We start from the raw sequence: 17,845 nt of genomic DNA on the forward strand, positions 1-17,845 counted from the left end.
GGCTTGAAGCATCGGTCCCTGCATGGGTCCGCCACATGGCCGGCATGTCCGGCCTTCTGCCGGACACCGGCGGCGGTGACAACGCGGACGAAGCGCCCCTGCGCTCGGAGCTCTTCACCGCCGACCAGATGGAGCAGCACGGCAAGAGCCTGGCCGCTGCCCACGAGTTCACCCTGGGGCGCGCGCCCGACCGCCTGCTGGCGCGGCTGGCGGACAACGAGAACACGCTGGTCGCCGTCTGCTCCCAGCTCGCGCAAGTCGCCGAAGGCCCCCGCCGCATCACGCCGGCCGCCGAATGGCTGCTGGACAACTTCTACCTCATCGAGGAAGAGATCCGCACCGCCAAGCGGCACCTGCCGCCGGGCTACAGCCGCGAGCTGCCGCGCCTGCGCGCGGGCCCGCAGGCGGGCCTGCCGCGGGTGTACGACCTGGCACTGCATGCGGTGGCGCATGGCGACGGCCGGCTCGGACGCGGCACCCTCACGCGTTTCGTGGCGTCCTACCAGACCGTGAAGCCGCTGCTGCTGGGCGAGCTGTGGGCCATTCCCATCATGCTCAGGCTGGCGCTCATCGAGAACCTGCGCCGCGTGGCCGTGCGCGTGGCCAACAGCCGGGCCGAGCGCAACACGGCCGGGCAATGGGCCGACCGCATGCTGGAGGTGGCGGACAAGGACCCGAAGGGCCTGATCCTCGTCGTGGCCGACATGGCCCGCTCCGATCCGCCCATGACCGCGCCCTTCGTGGCCGAGCTGGCGCGCCGGCTGCACGGCCGCAGCGCATCGTTGGCGCTGCCCCTGAGCTGGGTCGAGCAGCGGCTGAGCGAGAACCACCAGAACATCGAGCAACTGGTGCAGCTCGAAGCGCAGCACCAGGCGGCCGCGCAGGTCTCGGTGAGCAACAGCATCGGCAGCCTGCGCCTGCTGGGCTCGATGGACTGGCGAGAGTTCGTGGAGACCTTGTCCAAGGTCGAGCATGTGCTGCGCGAAGACCCGGCCGACGTCTATGCCCGCATGGACTTCACCACGCGCGACAACTACCGCCACGTGGTGGAGCGCATCGCGCGGCACAGCCCGCACTCCGAGATCGAGGTGGCGCGCGCCGCCGTGGACCTCGCCACCGAAGCCGCTGCACGAAGCGAAGCCGGCCGGCGTCACGAGGCGCACGTGGGCCACTACCTCATCGACGAGGGCCGCCCGCTGCTCGAACGCAAGGTCGACACGCACCTGGGCCTGTGGGAGCGCACGCGGCGCGCCGTCGCCCATCGCCCGCTGTTGTGGCATTCGGGGGCGATCATCGCCGCCAGCCTGCTGCTGCCGCTGGGCCTGGCGGCGTGGGCGTCCGACGGCTTCACGCAGCCCTTCTCGCGGATCGCCCCGGGATGGTGGCTTGCCGCAGCCGGCCTGACGATGCTCATCGCCATGAGCCAGTTGTCGGTATCGCTCGCGAACTGGCTGGCCACGGTGCTCACGGCGCCCAAGACGCTGCCGCGCATGGACTATTCCTTCGGCATCCCGCAAAGCGCGCGCACGCTGGTGGTGGTGCCCACCATGCTGGACAACGAAGAATGCATCGACCACCTGGCCGAGGACCTGGAGGTGCGCTTCCTCGCCAACCGCGATGCGCAGCTGCACTTCGCGCTGCTCACCGACTTCCACGACGCGCACGACGAGCACCTGCCCAGCGACGAGTCCCTGGTCCGCGCCGCGCACACACGCATCGAGGAACTGAACCGCAAGTACAAGGAGCCTCACAGCGATGCCAACGGCGGCGACCGCTTCTTCCTGTTCCACCGGCCGAGGCTGTGGAACGCGAAGGAGAAGGTATGGATGGGCTACGAGCGCAAGCGCGGCAAGCTGGCGGACCTGAACGCCTTCCTGCGCAGCGGCGACGGCAGCCATTTCTCGCTGATCGTGGGCGACACCTCGCAGCTCTCGGGCGTGCGCTACGTCATCACGCTGGACACCGACACGCAGCTGCCACGCGACTGCGCGTGGCAGTTCGTGGCGACCATGTCGCACCCGCTGAACCGGCCGCGCTTCGGCGGGCCGGCGCATGCGCCTCGCGTGGTGGCGGGCTACGGCATCCTGCAGCCGCGGGTGAGCGTGAGCCTGCAGGCGGCCAACCGCACGCGCTACGGGCGCCTCTTCGGCGGCGAGCCGGGCATCGACCCCTACACCCGCGCCGTGAGCGACGTCTACCAGGACCTCTTCGGCGAAGGCTCCTTCATCGGCAAGGGCATCTACGACGTGGACGCCTTCGAGCACGTGCTGGGCGGCCGGCTGCCGGAGAACCGCATCCTCAGCCACGACCTGCTGGAAGGCTGCTACGCGCGCAGCGGGCTGCTCAGCGACGTGGAGCTGGTGGAGGAATCGCCCTCGCGCTACGACGCGGACGTGAAGCGCAGGCACCGCTGGATCCGCGGCGACTGGCAGATCGCCGCCTGGGTGCGCAAGCCGTTGTCGGCGCTGTCGCGCTGGAAGATCTTCGACAACCTGCGCCGCAGCGTGGTGCCTGCGGCCCTGGTCGCCTCGCTGCTGCTGGGGTGGACGCTGCTTCAACCGGCATGGCTGTGGACGGCCGCGGTCCTCGCGGTGTTCGTCGTGCCGCCACTGTTCGCGCTGCTGGGCGACATCGCGCGCAAGCCCGACGAACTCACGATGCCGCAGCACCTGGGCGTCGCGCTGCCGTCGTTCGCCCGTCACCTGGGCCAGGCCGCGCTGACGCTGGCGTGCCTGCCGTACGAAGCCTTCTTCAGCCTCGATGCGATCGCCCGCACGGTGTGGCGGCTGTGGTTCACGCGGCGGCGGCTGCTGGAGTGGCAGCCCTCGTCGGTGTCTGCGAGCAAAGCCAACGGCTCCGCGTTCCATGACTTCACCGCCACCGCCCGCCGCATGTGGGTGGCCCCGGGACTGGCCGTCGCCAGCTTCATCGGGCTGGCCACCTTCCGCGTCGATGCCTTCCCCGTGGCCCTGCCCCTGCTCGGCCTGTGGTTCATCTCGCCCGCGCTGGTGTGGGCACTGAACCGTCCGATCACGCGCAAGCAGTCCACGCTCAGCCATGCGCAGACGGCCTATCTGCACATGCTCACGCGCCGCACCTGGGCCTTCTTCGAGACCTTCGTCACCCGCGAGGACAACTTCCTCCCGCCGGACAACATGCAGGAGCATCCGGTGGAGCGCGTCGCGCACCGCACCTCGCCGACCAACATCGGCCTGTCGCTGCTGGCCAACCTCACGGCGCGCGACTTCGGCTACATCAGCGCGGGCCAGATGATCGAGCGCATCACCTGCACGCTGGACACCATGGACCGCATGCAGAAGTACCAGGGCCACTGGCTGAACTGGTACGACACGCAGACGCTGCAGCCGCTGAGGCCGGCCTACGTGTCGTCGGTGGACAGCGGCAACCTCGCAGGCCACCTGCTCACGCTGCGCGGCGGGCTGTTGCTGCTCGCCGAAGAGATGCCGCACTTCGACCTCGGCTTCCTCGGTTTGCGCGACACGCTGGCCTTGCTGCGCCAGACGATCGGCAAGGAGCAGTTCGGCAGCCCGGTGCTGAAGCTGGCGGCCATGCTGGAGCACAGCCTGCTCGAAGCGCCGGCGCAGCCGTCGGAACTCTTCGCGTCGTTCGATGCGCTCAAGCAGGGTGCCGAAGACATCCGGCTCTGGGTGGACGAACAATCGGCCCGCAAGCTGGCCGAGGCCGGTGAAGAACCCACGGAGAAAGCCCGCCACGCCATCGACGAAGCGCGCCGCTGGTCGCAGGCACTCGTGGTCCAGTGCGATGCCATCCTCGCCGACATCCTGCTGCTCGCCCCGCGCGCCGCAGACTCGCCCGATGCCACCTGGGACATGCCCGCCCTCGTCCACCGTGCCAGCGCACTGCGCTCGCTGGCCGACCGCGCCGGCCGCATGGCCGAGATGGACTACGGCTTCCTCTACGACCCCGGCCGCAAGCTGCTGGCCATCGGCTACAACGTGGACGACCGCCGCCGCGACTCGGGCCACTACGACCTGCTGGCCTCGGAGGTGCGGCTCACCAGCTTCGTCGCCATCGCGCAGGGGCAGATCCCGCAGGAAAGCTGGTTCTCCCTGGGCCGGCAACTCGCCACCATGGACCGCAAGCGCGTGCTGCTGTCGTGGAGCGGCTCGATGTTCGAGTACCTCATGCCCATGCTGGTCATGCCCAGCTACCAGCACACGCTGCTGGACGAGACCATGCAGGGCGCGGTGGAGCGGCAGGCGCACTACGGCAAGCAGCGCGGCGTGCCCTGGGGCATCTCCGAGTCTGGCTACAACATCACCGACGCGCACCTGAACTACCAGTACCGCGCCTTCGGCGTGCCGGGCCTGGGCCTCAAGCGCGGGCTGGCCGAGGACCTGGTGGTGGCGCCCTACGCCACCGTGATGTCGCTGATGGTGGACCCCAAGGCCGCCGTGCAGAACCTGTACCGCCTGGCCGACGAGGGCCTGGCCAGCACCTTCGGCTTCTATGAAGCGGTGGACTACACACCCTCGCGCGTGCCGCGTGGCGAGACCCGGTCCATCGTGCGGTCGTACATGGCCCACCACCAGGGCATGAGCCTGCTGGCCCTGGCCTACCTGCTGCACGAGCAGCCCATGCAGCGCCGCTTCGCGCACGACACGCGGCTGCAGGCGACCTTGCTGCTGCTGCAGGAGCGCGTCCCCAAGGCCGTGCCCTTCCACCCGGTGATGCCCGAACGCGCGGACATCCGCAGCGGGCAGCCTGGCGTGGAAGTGCCGCTGCGCCTGATCACCACACCGGACACCGCATCGCCCGAGGTGCAGTTGCTGTCCAACGGCCGCTACCACGTGATGCTCACCAACTCCGGTGCGGGCTACAGCCGCTGGAAGGACCTGGCAGTGACGCGCTGGCGCGAGGACGGCACGGCCGACTCGTGGGGCAGCTTCTGCTACCTGCGCGACACCGAGACCGGCACCTTCTGGTCCACCACGCACCAGCCCACGCAGTGGAAGTCGGACCACTACGAAGCCATCTTCACCGAAGGCCGTGCGGAGTTCCGCCGGCGCGACCAGGGCATCGATGCCTACACCGAAGTCGTGGTCTCGCCGGAAGACGACATCGAACTGCGGCGGCTGCGCATCACCAACCTGAGCCGCACCCGGCGCAGCATCGAGGTGACGAGCTACACCGAGGTGGTGATGGCCCCCGCCGCGGCCGATGCGCAGCACCCGGCCTTCAGCAAGCTCTTCGTGCAGACGGAGATCGTGAACGATCCGGCGGCCATCCTGTGCACGCGGCGTCCGCGCTCCGCCGGCGAGCAGGCGCCGTGGATGTTCCACCTCGTCGCTGTGCACGGCGCCAAGGCCTGGGACATCTCGCACGAGACCGACCGCTCGAAGTTCATCGGCCGCGGCCGCAGCCTGCATGCGCCGCAAGCCCTGCGCAGTGCGGCTCCCCTGTCGGGCAGCCAGGGTTCGGTGCTGGACCCGATCGCCGCCACGCGACGCATCATCACGCTGGAGCCGGAGCAGACAGCCACCATCGACATCGTCTACGGCGCCGCCGACAACCGCGAGGCCTGCCTCGCCCTGGTCCACAAGTACATGGACCGGCGCCTGGCCGACCGCGTGTTCGAAGTGGCGTGGACGCACAGCCAGGTCATCCTGCGGCAGCTCAATGCCACCGAGGCGGAGACGCAGCTCTACGCGCGCTTGGCCAACACCGTCGTGTATTCGCAGCCCACGCTGCGCGCCGAGGCCAGCGTGCTGCTGCGCAACCGGCGCGGGCAGTCGGGGCTGTGGGGTTATGCCATCTCGGGCGACCTGCCCATCGTGCTGCTGCAGGTGAGCGAGGCGTCCAACATCGAGCTCGTGCGGCAGATGGTGCAGGCCCACGCCTGGTGGCGCATGAAAGGCCTGGCGGTGGACCTCGTCATCTGGAACGAGGAGCGCGACGTGTACCGGCAGCGGCTGCAGGAGCAGATCCTCGGGCTCATCGCGGGCAGCATCGAATCGCACGTGGTGGACCGGCCCGGCGGCATCTTCGTGCGGCATGCGGAGCAGATCGCCATGGAAGACCGCGTGCTGCTGCAGGCGGTGGCGCGCGCCATCATCAGCGACCGGCTGGGCTCGCTGACCGAACAGGTGAACCGCAAGCGTGGCAGCGATCGGCAGGTGGCCCCGCTGCAGCCGTCGCGGCCGGTGGAGCCGTCCAGTTCATCGACACTGCGATCGGCCACGCGCAACCTGCTGCTGTTCAACGGCACCGGCGGCTTCTCGCCGGACGGCCGCGAATACGTCATCGCACCGCGGGCTGACAAGCGGCCGCCGGCGCCCTGGGTCAACGTCATCGCCAACCCGCGCTTCGGCACGGTGGTGTCCGAAGGCGGCACGGCCTACACCTGGTGCGAGAACGCGCACGAGCTGCGGCTCACGCCCTGGCACAACGACCCGGTGGCGGACTCCGGCGGCGAGGTCGTCTACCTGCGCGACGAAGAAAGCGGCCAGGTGTGGATGCCCACGTCCCTGCCCTCCCCCGGCGACCTGCGCGACGAGAGCACCGACCCGCCCTACCTCACGCGGCACGGCTTCGGCTACAGCGCGTTCGAACATGAGCGCGCCGGCATCCACAGCGAACTGATGATGTTCGTCTCGATGACGGAAGCCGTGAAGTTCATCAAGCTCGTGGTGCGCAACAACAGCGACCGGCCGCGCCTGCTCTCGGCCACTGGCTACGTGGAGTGGGTGCTGGGCGACATGCGCTCCAAGACCGGGCCGCACATCCACACCGACGTGTCCACCGACAACGGCGCCATCTACGCCCGCAACCGCTACAGCAACGACTTCGGCGACTGGGTGGGCTTCTTCGACATCGACGAGAGCGACCGCCTCTCGGCCACCATCACCTGCGATCGCGCGGAGTTCATCGGCCGCAACGGCTCGCTGCGGCGGCCCGCGGCGCTGCGGCGCATCCGCCTGTCGGGCCGCACCGGGCCGGCGCTGGACCCGTGTGCGGCCATCATGGTGCCCTTCGAGCTGGAGCCTGGGCAAAGCCGCGAGGTCACCTTCCGGCTCGGCATGGGCCGCAGCACCGACGAGGCCGGCAAGCTGGTGGCGCGCTTCCGCGGCAAGAACGCAGTGAAGGCAGCCTTGAAGGAAGTGCACGAGCACTGGAAGCAGGTGCTCGACACCGTGCAGGTGGACACGCCCGACCAGGCCCTGAACCTGCTGGCCAACGGCTGGCTGATGTACCAGACGCTGGGCTGCCGAATCTGGGCGCGCAGCGGCTACTACCAGTCCGGCGGCGCCTACGGTTTCCGCGACCAGTTGCAGGACGCGATGGCGCTGGTGCACGCCAAGCCCGTCCTGCTGCGCGAGCACCTGCTGCACAGCGCCAGCCGGCAATTCGTCGAAGGCGACGTGCAGCACTGGTGGCATCCGCCTTCGGGCCGCGGTGTGCGCACCCAGATCAGCGACGACTACCTGTGGCTGCCGCTGGCGCTGTGCCGCTACGTGCAGGCCACGAACGACACCGGCGTGCTCGCCGAGACGGTGAGCTTCCTCGAAGGCCGGCCTGTGCCGCCCACCGACGAGTCCTACTACGACCTGCCGGCACGTTCGCAGCATTCGGCCAGCCTCTACCAGCACGCCGTGCGCGCCGTGCTGCATGGCCTGCGCTTCGGCCCGCACGGCCTGCCGCTGATGGGCGCGGGCGACTGGAACGACGGCATGAACCAGGTGGGCCACCACGGCATGGGCGAGAGCGTGTGGCTGGGCTTCTTCCTGTGCGAGGTGCTGCGCGAGTTCGCGGTGCTGGCGCGTCGGCATGGCGACGAGTCCTTCGCGCAACGCTGCGAAGGCGAGCGGCAAGCCCTGGGCCAGCGGCTGGAGGCCGAGGCCTGGGACGGCGAGTGGTACCGCCGGGCCTACTTCGACGACGGCACGCCGCTGGGCTGCCGCGACAACGTCGAATGCCAGATCGATTCCATCGCCCAGAGCTGGGCGGTGCTGTCGGGCATCGGCAGCACCGAGCGCGTGCAACAGGCCATGGACTCGATGGCCACGCGCCTGGTGCGGCCCGACGCGAAGCTGGTGCAACTGCTGGACCCGCCCTTCGACCGCAAGGGGCCGAACCCCGGCTACATCGCCGGCTACGTGCCCGGCGTGCGCGAGAACGGCGGGCAGTACACGCACAGCGCGGTGTGGGCCACCATGGCCTTCGCGGCCCTGGGCGATGCGACACGCGCCTGGTGGCTCATGAACCTCATCAACCCGCTGCACCATGGCCGCACGCCCGAGGAGGTGGCGGTCTACAAGGTCGAGCCCTACGTGGTGGCCGCCGATGTGTACAGCGTGCCGCCGCACACCGGGCGCGGCGGATGGACCTGGTACACCGGGTCCGCGGGCTGGATGTACCGGCTGGTGGTGGAGTCGCTGCTGGGACTGAAACTGCACATCGACAAGGACGGTGCGACGCTGACCATCTCGCCCTGCCTGCCCGAAGACTGGACGGCTTATGCGGTCGAGTACCGCTTCCGGTCCACGCCGTATCGCATCGAGATCGAAGTCGCCCGCGGCGCGCAGGACGTGCCGTCGATCGACCTGGACGGCCATTGGCAGGCCGGCCAGGCCATCCCGCTGGTGGACGACCGGCAAACCCACAACGTGCGCTTGCGCATTGCATGACAAAGGAACCCCATGGCCCGCCGAAGCAGTACCCTGAAGACGGCCTTCAACCCATTCACCCTGTGGACCGACCTGGCGCTCAAGACCGGCGAGATGCTCGCCGCATCGGCCCAGGTCATCACGCACCGCACCGGCCGCATGGTGAGCGCGGGACCCTCACCGAATGCGCGTGACCGCAAGGAGTTCACCCGCATGGGCCTGGAGAAAGTGGAAGCCGCCGGTGAATCCGCCTGGGCCATGGCCGAGCAGATGAGCCGCACGCAGATGGAGCTGGGCATCAAGGCCTGGCAGGACATGGCACGCACCGGCGTGGCGTGGATGTCCGTGGCCGGCAGCAGGAGCCTGCCGCAGGCGATCGCCAAGCAATCGCAGCTGGTGCAGTCGGTGGCGCGTTCGACGCAATCGGCGCAGCGCTTGTCGGATGCCACGGCACGCGTGACCGGCCGTGGGCTCAAGCCGGTGCATCGGAAGGCAACGGCGAATGCCAAGCGCCTGGGCAAGTTGCCCAGGCGTTGATGGCCGTTACTTCGGCCGCGGGTCTTTCAACTGGCGGTCGGGCATCGACAAGCGGCCTTCGCGCAACTCCCTCACGGCATCGACAACCGCGCGTGCCGCATTGCGCGCTTCTTCCTGCACGGCCTCGTCGCGATCCAGCGCCTCATGGCTGGTTGCGTAGGGCTCGTAGTAGCCCACGAACCGGTCCAGCCTCGCCCTCGCGCCGGCATCGATGAACCCCATCCAGTCCAGCCAGTCGCTCAGCGCGCGCCGCACGCCTTCGATGCCCGCCACGTCGCCATGCACCACCACGCCATAGACACGCCCGGCCAGATGCTTCGGATACGACCAGCCCTGCAACTCCAGCGCCTTGGCCTTGTCGGGCCTCTTGCCTCCGGTGGACGTGGGGTCGGGGTTGCCGCCATCCGCACACACCAGCCGGTCGATCATCAGCTTGAGCACGCTGGGCACCTGGTACCAATGCACGGGCGTGAACAGCATGACGCCGTGCGCGGACACCCAGCGCTCGTAGATCTCGGCCATCCAGTCGTCCACCTGGTCCAGCGAATGGTTGGGGTAGCACGAGCACGGCCAATGGCACAGTGGCATGGCGGTGGACACGCAGCCCTTGCAAGGATGAATGCGCCGGCCGTATTCGGACGTGAGCAGGCTGAGGTCCAGGAAGTCGGGCTCCATGCCCGCGCCCTTCACGATGTCGATCGCCATCTGGCTCAGGCGAAAGGTCTTGGAGATCTCGCCGGGGCAGGTGCCATCGTTGCGCGGCGAGCCGCAGACCACGAGCACACGCGAGGGCGTCGCCTTGTCCTGCCAGCGCTTCTGTGCTTGTATCAACCGGTCCCGCGTTTCGCGCCACTCCACCGACAGGTCGTAGTCCGGATCGGCAAAGCCCGGCCCGGCCTTGCGTGTCACAGGCGATTTACGACCCTTGTCGTAGGCTTCCCAGGCCACGAGTTCGATGCGCTGCATCGCGTCGCGATGCCCATCGAACAAGGGGTCGCTGAACGATTGCCGGAAACGTTCGCCGAATGCATCGCGGCTGAGCTGCGATGGGGCTTGCCCCTTTCTTGCAGGTGGAGTGCTGCTCGCCATCGGGTTGCTCCTCGTTGGTGCGTCTCAGAAGCAAGCAGTGGCAAGGGGTATGCCTGATGAAGTGGTTTCGGCAGTGGTGGACACGCCTGGTGCGGCGATTGCGCCGTGTGCGCATTCCGAGCGAGTTCGTGGAAGGCTCGTTCAGCAACGAGGCCGGCGCGCGGCCCTACATGCTGTTCATTCCCACCGGCGACCGCGCGACGCCGCGGCCGCTGCTGGTGATGCTGCACGGCTGCAAGCAGAACCCGCTGGATTTCTCGCGCGGCACGCGCATGAACGAGTGGGGCGAGAAGCTGGGCTGGTACGTCCTGTACCCCGGACAGGTCGCGACCGCGAACCGCCACGGCTGCTGGAACTGGTTCAGCGATGTGGACCAGCGGCGCGGCGAGGGCGAGCCATCGATCATCGCGGACCTCACGCGCGAGGTGCTGCGCACGCAGGCCATCGACCGCCGCCGCGTGTTCGTGGCCGGCCTGTCAGCGGGTGGCGCGATGTCGGCCATCATGGCCACGACCTATCCGGAGCTGTATGCCGCGGTGGGCATCCATTCCGGGCTGCCCTATGCCGCGGCCAGCGATCTCGTCACAGCCCTGCGTGCGATGAAGCTCGGCCTGCCTGACGAAGGATCGGCCAGCGAGGTGTTCGTGCCGACCATCGTGTTCCACGGCGACCGCGACCACGTGGTGCATCCACGCAATGGCGAGGAGGCGATCACACGTTCGGGCAGCACGCCGGGGTTCGAGGTGGAGACCGGGCAGGTGGACCGCGGGCGGCGATACACACGGCGGATCCACATCGACGAATCCGGCGCGTGCGATGCCGAACACTGGGTGGTGCATGGCGCGGGCCACGCCTGGTCAGGCGGAGACCGTGCAGGCTCGTTCACCGATCCGCAGGGGCCGGATGCGTCGCGCGAGATGCTGCGGTTCTTTGAAGAGCATCCGCGCGCCTGACCTTCGCTCAGTTGTCTCAGTCGTACGTGGGCTCGTGCCGCACCAGGCTGGCGATGACCGCCTCATCGAGTGCAAAGCCAGCCCCATGCCTGCTCGCCAGTTCACCCGCCCGCTGCGCAAACGCATCCACGCCCATGCCGTAGATGAACTGCAGCGCACCACCCGTCCAGCCCGGGAAGCCGATGCCGAAGATGGAGCCGACGTTGCCGTCATGCACTTCGCGCAGCACGCCTTCATGCAGGCAGCGTGCGGTCTCGATGGCCTGGCGGAACAGGAGGCGATCCTTCAGCTCTTCCATGTCCCATGCCGCGTCCTTCTCGAACAGCGTTTCAAGGCCTGGCCACAGCAGCTTCTTCCCATCCGCCGGGTAGTCATAGAAGCCGCCTCCGGCCGCCCGCCCTGCGCGCTTGTGTTCCTTCACCATCAGCTCCACCAGACGCTCGCCGTCGGTGGCTGCATACGGTTTGCCTTCCGCCGCGAAGTCCGCCTTGGTCTGGTCCATCACATGCACCGACAGGCTGAGCGACGTCTCGTCCAGCACCGCCAGCGGCCCGACCGGCATGCCGGCCTGGATGCCGGCGTTCTCGATCACCGCGGCCGGGGTGCCCTCGGCCAGCATCGCCGCGCCTTCCATCACGAAGGTGCCGAACACCCGGCTCGTGAAAAAGCCGCGCGAATCGTTGACGACGATGGGCAGCTTGCCGATGGCCTGCACGTAGTCGAAGGCGCGTGCCACCGTCTCGTCGTCGGTGAGCGGGCCGCGGATGATCTCCACCAGCTTCATCTTGTCCACCGGCGAGAAGAAGTGGATGCCGATGAACTTCTCCGGCCGCGCACTGGCCTTGGCCAGGCCGCCGATGGGCAGCGTGGAGGTGTTGGATGCGAACACGCCCGTGGCGAAGCCGTGGGCCGGTGCCAGCATCGGCTCGGTGGCCTTCGTCACCTGCGCCTTCAACTCGCGGTTCTCGAACACCGCTTCGATGATGAGGTCGCAGCCTGTCAGGTCCTCGTCGCTCCCCGTGGGCGTGATGCGCGCCAGCAGCGTCGCCGCATCAGCCTCGCTCATGCGCCCCTTGGCCACGCGGCCGGCGCACAGCTTCTCGCTGTAGGCCTTGCCGGCCTGCGCCTTCTCCAGGCTCACATCCTTGAGCACCGTGGCAATGCCCTTTGAAGCATTGGCCCAGGCGATGCCCGCGCCCATCATCCCGGCGCCGAGCACGCCCACTTTCAGCGGCTTGCTGCGCGGCACGGCCTTGGGTCGCGAACGGCCCGACTTGATCGCGTTGAGGTCGAAGAAGAAGGCGCTGATCATCGAGCGCGCATTGGTGCCCGTCATCAGCTTCGCCAGCGCGCGGCTCTCGATGCGCAAGGCCGTGTCGAAGTCGACCTGCGCGCCCTCGACCATCACGCACAGCGCCGCCTCGGGCGCCGGGTACAGGCCGCGCGTCGTCTTGCGCAGCACGGCCGGCGCGACCACCAGGCCGCCGGCGATCTTCGGATTCGACGGCGTGCCGCCGGGCATCTTGTAGTCCTTCGCATCCCAGGGCTGCTGCGCTGCCGGATGCTCGGCGATCCACGCCAGGGCGCGGGCCCGCAGATCGGCGGCATCGCCCACCAGCTCATGGATGAGCCCGAGCGCCTGGCCCTCGGCCGCGGTGAACAGCTGGCCTTCGAGGATGTGCGGCTGCGCCCCCATGAGGCCCAGCAGCCGCGTCATCTTGGTGATGCCCGACGCGCCGGGAATCAAACCCAGCGTCACTTCCGGCAGGCCGTACTGCGCCTTGGCGTCATCCACCGCCACGCGGTGATGCGCCACCAGCGCCACTTCCCAGCCGCCGCCCAGCGCCGAGCCGTTCAGGCAGGCCACGATGGGCTTGCCCAGCTTCTCCAGCGTGCGGAAGTTCTTCTTGAGCGTCTGCACTTCCTCGTAGCACTGCGGCGCATCGATGTCGCGCAGGCGCATCACGCCCTTGAGGTCCGCGCCTGCGAAGAAGGTGCTCTTGGCCGACGCGAGCACGATGCCCTTGATGTTGGCCACGTCCGCCACGACACGTTGCACCAGCGTCGTGAGGTCGGCCTGCCAGGCCAGGCACATGGTGTTCACCGGCGAGTCCGCTTCGTCGAAGGTGATCGTGGCGATGCCGGCCGCATCCAGTTCGTACTTGATGGTCGTCATCACGCTCATACACGCTCCACGATGGTTGCAATGCCCATGCCGCCGCCCACGCACAGCGTGGCCAGGCCGTAGCGCAATCGGCGCCGATGCAGCTCGTCGACGAGCGTGTTGAGGATCATGGCGCCTGTCGCACCCAGCGGATGGCCCAGCGCGATCGCGCCGCCGTTCACGTTCACCCTGTCGTGCGGCACGCCCATCTCCTTCATGAAGCGCATGGGCACGGCAGCGAAGGCTTCATTCACCTCGAACAAGTCGATGTCCTCGATGCGCAGCCCCGCCTTGGCCAGCGCCTTGCGCGTGGCCGGCATCGGGCCGGTGAGCATGATGGTCGGGTCTGCCCCCGACAGCGCCGTGGCCACGAAGCGGGCCCGTGGCTTGAGCTTCAACGCCCGGCCCTTGGCCTCCGAGCCGATGAGCATCGCCGCCGCACCATCCACGATGCCCGAGGAATTGCCGGCGTGGTGCACGTGCTGGATGCGCTGCACCTGCGGATAGCGCTTGATCGCGATCGCGTCGAAGCCCATGCCGCCGAGCTGCTCGAACGAGGCCTTCAGCGCGCCCAGCCCTTCCAGCGTGGTCTGCGGCTTGATGAACTCGTCTTCATCGAGGATGACCTGCCCCAGCCCGTCACGCACCGGCACCACGCTGTCGGCGAACAACCCGCCGGCCCGGGCCTTGGCCGCGCGGCGCTGCGACTCCAGCGCATAGGCATCCACGTCCTGCCGCGTGAAGCCCGCCAGCGTCGCGATGAGATCGGCGCCGATGCCCTGCGGCACGAAGTCGGTCGCCATGCTGGTCTCCGGGTCTTGTGCCCAGGGCCCGCCGTCGGAGCCGATGGGCACGCGCGACATGCTCTCCACGCCACCGGCCACCACCAGGTCTTCCCACCCGGAGCGCACCTTCTGCGCTGCCAGGTTCACCGCCTCCAGGCCCGAAGCGCAGAAGCGGTTGATCTGCACGCCCGCGGCCTGCACGTCCCACCCCGCCTTGAGCGCCGCCGTCTTGGCGATGCACGCGCCCTGCTCGCCCACCGGCGACACGCAGCCCATGACCACGTCGTCGACCTGGGCGGTGTCCAGGTCATTGCGGCGCTGCAGCGCAACCAGCACACCGGCCAGCAGGTTCACGGGCTTCACCTCGTGCAGGCTGCCATCGGCCTTGCCTTTGCCGCGCGGCGTGCGGATGGCGTCGTAGATGAACGCTTCGGTCATGGGGGGTCTCCTGATGCCACAAGGGCCGGGAATCAGTATAGACTTTATGCAAAGCAAACGCTTTGTATAAATACCCCAATGACTGCCGCCGCCATCGACACCCCCAAGCGCCCGCGCGGCCGTCCGCGCAAGACGCTGGACGAGCGCGACGAAGGCAACCGCCGGCTGGAGCTGGTGAAGGCCGCGGCCAGGCTGTTTCGCCGCAAGGGCTTCGACGCCACGAGCACGCGCGACATCGCCGCTGCCGTGGGCATGCATTCGGGGTCGCCCTTCTATCACTTCAAGAGCAAGGGCGACCTGCTCTACGCGGTGATGGAGCAAGGCATGCAGTGGGCACTCGACCGGCAAGCCAAGGTGCTGGCCGATGAGGAGCCGGCCGCCGAACAACTGCGCCGGCTCATCCGCTCGCACTTCGACACGCTGCACGGGCCGGGACGCGACTTCATCCCGGTGATGCTCTACGAATCGCGCTCGCTCACCACGCGGCAGCGCAACGGCATCGCCGACCTGCAGCGCCAGTACGAGGCCGCGTGGGTGCCCGTGCTCAAGGCCTTGAGCCGGTCCGGGCAGCTGCGCACCGACGCCAGCCTGGCGCGCCTGCTGATCTTCGGCGCGCTCAACTGGTCGGTGCAGTGGTTCGATGCGAAGAAGTCGGCGTCGCTGGACAAGATCACCGATGCCGCCATGGCACTGTTCATCCGAGAGGACCTGCAATGAGTGAACCTTCCTCCCGCTACCGGTCGGTCTTCGCGCCGGGCTTGTTCGACGGCCAGGTGGTCATCGTCACCGGCGGCGGCTCCGGCATCGGCCGCTGCACGGCGCATGAACTGGCGGCGCTCGGTGCCACCGTGGTGCTCATCGGCCGCAACGCGGACAAGCTGGCGAAGGTGAAGGACGAGATCCTCACCGAGGGCGGCAAGGTCGACACCGCGGCCTGCGACGTGCGGCAGGAAGATGCCGTGCGGCAGACAGTGGCCGGCATCGTGGACCGGCACGGCCGCATCCACGGGCTGGTCAACAACGCCGGCGGGCAGTACATCTCGCCGCTGGAGAACATCAGCGCCAAGGGCTTCGAGGCGGTGGTCGCCACCAACCTCACGGGCGGCTTCCTGATGGCGCGCGAGTGCCACAGCCAGTCGATGAGCCTGCACGGCGGCGCCATCGTGAACGTGGTGGCTGACATGTGGGGCTCCATGCCCAACATGGGCCACAGCGGCGCGGCGCGTGCAGGCATGGTGAGCCTCACGGAGACGGCCGCGCTGGAATGGTCCGGCAGCGGCGTGCGGGTGAATGCCGTGGCGCCGGGCTACATCGCCTCCAGCGGCATGGACCACTACCCGCCCGAAGCAGCGCCCATGCTCAAGGCCATGAAGAAGACCGTGCCGCTCAAGCGCTTCGGCACCGAGGCCGAGACCTCGGCAGCCATCGTCTTCCTGCTGAGCCCGGCCGCCAGCTTCATCAGCGGCACCACGCTGCGGGTGGATGGCGCGAGGCCGCAGGTGCGCATGGGCTGGCCGATGGGCGAGCCCGATCCGAGCCATCTGGAACGCGATGCGGTGAAGCCCTTCAACGGCTTCCACCTCGCCACCATGCCGCGGGCCTTGTCGTGAGCGTGTTTGCTTCGAACTGGAACGCGAACGGCGACGCGGCGCAGTCTCGTCGCCTCGCCATGCTCGTGCGTCTGGAGGTGCTGCGGGCGCTGGAACGGCGCGCGGCGGAAGCGTCCGCCAAGGCCAAACCGATGTTCGACAAGCGCGGGCAGCTGCTGCCGCGCGAGCGCGTGGCCTTGCTGCTGGACCCCGGCGCGCCGTACCTGCCGCTGTGCAGCGTGGCGGGCTATCTGCAGGACACGCCCGATGCGGAGAAGTCCATCCCCGGTGGCGGCGTGGTCGCAGGCATCGGGTGGGTGTCGGGCGTGCGCTGCATGGTGCTGGCGAGCGATTCCGGCATCGATGCCGGCGCGGTACAGCCCATGGGGCTGGAGAAGATCCTGCGGGTGCAGGAGATCGCGCTGGAAAACCGGCTGCCCTTCGTGCACCTGGTGGAAAGCGCCGGCGCCAACCTGATGAAGTACCGCGTCGAGGGCTTCGTCCATGGCGGCGCGCTGTTCCGCAACCTCGCACGGCTGTCGGCCGCGGGCATTCCGGTGGTCACCGTGCAGCACGGCTCCGGCACGGCGGGAGGAGCCTACATGCCGGGATTGAGCGACGTGGTGGTGATGGTGCGCGGACGTTCGCGCGCCTTCCTCGCCGGGCCGCCCTTGCTCAAGGCGGCAACCGGAGAAATCGCCACCGAAGAAGAACTGGGCGGCGCCGAGATGCACACGGCGGTTTCCGGTCTCGGCGAGTACCTCGCGGAGGACGACCGGCACGCCATCGGCCTCGCCCGCGAGATCGTCGCACAGCTGGGGTGGTCATCCACCATGGCATCCCCGGACACTGTGCCGCCGCACCACGGCGTCGACGACCTGCTCGCCCTGATGCCTTCAGACCTGCGCCAGCCGGTAGACATGCGCGAGGTCATGGCCCGCCTGGCCGACGGCTCCGACCTGCTGGAGTTCAAGCCGCTGTACGGCGCGCAGACGCTGTGCGTGCAAGGTCGCATCGACGGCCGCCAGGTCGGCTTCATCAGCAACAACGGCCCCATCGACGTGGCCGGCGCCAACAAGGCCACGCACTTCATCCAGCGCTGCTGCCAGCTTGGACACCCCATCGTCTACCTGCAGAACACCACCGGCTACATGGTGGGCCGCGAGAGCGAGCAAGGCGGGATGATCAAGCACGGCTCCAAGATGATCCAGGCGGTGACCAGCGCCACCGTGCCGCAGATCACCATCCAGTGCGGCGCGTCCTTCGGCGCGGGCAACTACGGCATGTGCGGCCGGGGCTATGCGCCGCGCTTCCTCTTCAGCTGGCCCGCCGCGAAGACCGCGGTGATGGGCGGCGAGCAGGCGGCGCAGACCATGCGCATCGTGGCCGAGGCCGCCGCGGCGCGCAAGGGCGTGCCCGCCGATGCAGCCATGCTCGATGCACAAAGCGCGCGCATCGTCGAGATGTTCGAGCGGCAGGCCGATGTGTTCTACACCTCGGGCCTGCTGCTGGATGACGGCGTCATCGACCCGCGCGACACGCGTGCCGTGCTGGCCGAATGCCTGGCGGTCTGCGCCGATGCGCAGGCGCGACGCGTGAACCCCATGCAGTTCGGCGTGGCCCGCCCCTGACAGGGCCACTG

At 68.7% G+C, this 17,845-nt stretch carries 9 protein-coding genes; 6 read left to right on the forward strand and 3 right to left on the reverse strand.

The annotated features are described in order from the left end of the window. Nucleotides 1–44: 44 nt before the first annotated feature. Both DZC73_RS01560 and DZC73_RS01565 read left to right on the forward strand, forming a co-directional pair. Nucleotides 45–8,669: a glycoside hydrolase family 94 protein gene (locus DZC73_RS01560; protein WP_235834952.1), complete on the forward strand. Its 8,625-nt coding sequence runs from the start codon at nucleotides 45–47 to the stop codon at nucleotides 8,667–8,669. Nucleotides 8,670–8,681: 12 nt separating this feature from the next. Further along, a complete protein-coding gene (locus tag DZC73_RS01565; protein WP_124538440.1) occupies nucleotides 8,682–9,185 on the forward strand; it encodes a polyhydroxyalkanoate granule-associated phasin in 504 nt (167 codons plus the stop codon). Between the two features lie 6 nt (nucleotides 9,186–9,191). Here DZC73_RS01565 and DZC73_RS01570 read toward each other — a convergent pair whose 3' ends face one another. After that, nucleotides 9,192–10,274, reverse strand: coding sequence for a flavodoxin family protein (locus tag DZC73_RS01570; RefSeq protein ID WP_124538441.1), 1,083 nt, complete (start codon nucleotides 10,272–10,274; stop codon nucleotides 9,192–9,194). 56 nt (nucleotides 10,275–10,330) lie between these two features. Here DZC73_RS01570 and DZC73_RS01575 point away from each other — a divergent pair, with 56 nt between their 5' ends. Further along, nucleotides 10,331–11,227 (forward strand): extracellular catalytic domain type 1 short-chain-length polyhydroxyalkanoate depolymerase, encoded by an 897-nt coding sequence (locus DZC73_RS01575; protein ID WP_161974412.1) that lies wholly within the window; start codon nucleotides 10,331–10,333, stop codon nucleotides 11,225–11,227. Nucleotides 11,228–11,243: 16 nt separating this feature from the next. On the opposite strand, the gene DZC73_RS01580 is transcribed toward DZC73_RS01575, so the two are convergent. Continuing rightward, on the reverse strand, nucleotides 11,244–13,403 hold the full coding sequence (locus DZC73_RS01580) for a 3-hydroxyacyl-CoA dehydrogenase NAD-binding domain-containing protein (RefSeq protein WP_124539458.1): 2,160 nt from the start codon (nucleotides 13,401–13,403) through the stop codon (nucleotides 11,244–11,246). A gap of 5 nt (nucleotides 13,404–13,408) precedes the next feature. Beyond that, the gene (locus tag DZC73_RS01585) at nucleotides 13,409–14,614 is read right to left on the reverse strand and encodes an acetyl-CoA C-acetyltransferase (RefSeq protein WP_124538443.1); all 1,206 of its coding nucleotides are present in this window, start codon (nucleotides 14,612–14,614) and stop codon (nucleotides 13,409–13,411) included. Nucleotides 14,615–14,692: 78 nt separating this feature from the next. Here DZC73_RS01585 and DZC73_RS01590 point away from each other — a divergent pair, with 78 nt between their 5' ends. The 3 genes from DZC73_RS01590 to DZC73_RS01600 are packed head-to-tail and all read left to right on the forward strand — an operon-like array spanning nucleotide 14,693 to nucleotide 17,834. Next, nucleotides 14,693–15,331: a TetR/AcrR family transcriptional regulator gene (locus DZC73_RS01590; protein WP_124538444.1), complete on the forward strand. Its 639-nt coding sequence runs from the start codon at nucleotides 14,693–14,695 to the stop codon at nucleotides 15,329–15,331. Next, on the forward strand, nucleotides 15,328–16,224 hold the full coding sequence (locus DZC73_RS01595) for an SDR family oxidoreductase (RefSeq protein WP_124538445.1): 897 nt from the start codon (nucleotides 15,328–15,330) through the stop codon (nucleotides 16,222–16,224). Before DZC73_RS01590 ends, DZC73_RS01595 begins: the two co-directional genes overlap by 4 nt. After that, the gene (locus tag DZC73_RS01600; RefSeq protein WP_124538446.1) at nucleotides 16,221–17,834 is read left to right on the forward strand and encodes an acyl-CoA carboxylase subunit beta; all 1,614 of its coding nucleotides are present in this window, start codon (nucleotides 16,221–16,223) and stop codon (nucleotides 17,832–17,834) included. Before DZC73_RS01595 ends, DZC73_RS01600 begins: the two co-directional genes overlap by 4 nt. Nucleotides 17,835–17,845: the final 11 nt, after the last annotated feature.

Origin of the sequence: Rhizobacter terrae (assembly GCF_003852895.1) — a bacterium.
In the GTDB taxonomy this organism is placed as follows: Bacteria; Pseudomonadota; Gammaproteobacteria; order Burkholderiales; family Burkholderiaceae_C; genus Albitalea; species Albitalea terrae.

Coding starts and splice junctions, on each gene's coding strand:
- DZC73_RS01560 (WP_235834952.1), top strand. CDS start 45: ATGTCCGGCCTTCTGCCGGACACCGGCGGCGGTGACAACGCGGACGAA.
- DZC73_RS01585 (WP_124538443.1), bottom strand. CDS start 14,614: ATGACCGAAGCGTTCATCTACGACGCCATCCGCACGCCGCGCGGCAAA.
- DZC73_RS01575 (WP_161974412.1), top strand. CDS start 10,331: ATGAAGTGGTTTCGGCAGTGGTGGACACGCCTGGTGCGGCGATTGCGC.
- DZC73_RS01565 (WP_124538440.1), top strand. CDS start 8,682: ATGGCCCGCCGAAGCAGTACCCTGAAGACGGCCTTCAACCCATTCACC.
- DZC73_RS01580 (WP_124539458.1), bottom strand. CDS start 13,403: ATGACGACCATCAAGTACGAACTGGATGCGGCCGGCATCGCCACGATC.
- DZC73_RS01570 (WP_124538441.1), bottom strand. CDS start 10,274: ATGGCGAGCAGCACTCCACCTGCAAGAAAGGGGCAAGCCCCATCGCAG.
- DZC73_RS01590 (WP_124538444.1), top strand. CDS start 14,693: ATGACTGCCGCCGCCATCGACACCCCCAAGCGCCCGCGCGGCCGTCCG.
- DZC73_RS01595 (WP_124538445.1), top strand. CDS start 15,328: ATGAGTGAACCTTCCTCCCGCTACCGGTCGGTCTTCGCGCCGGGCTTG.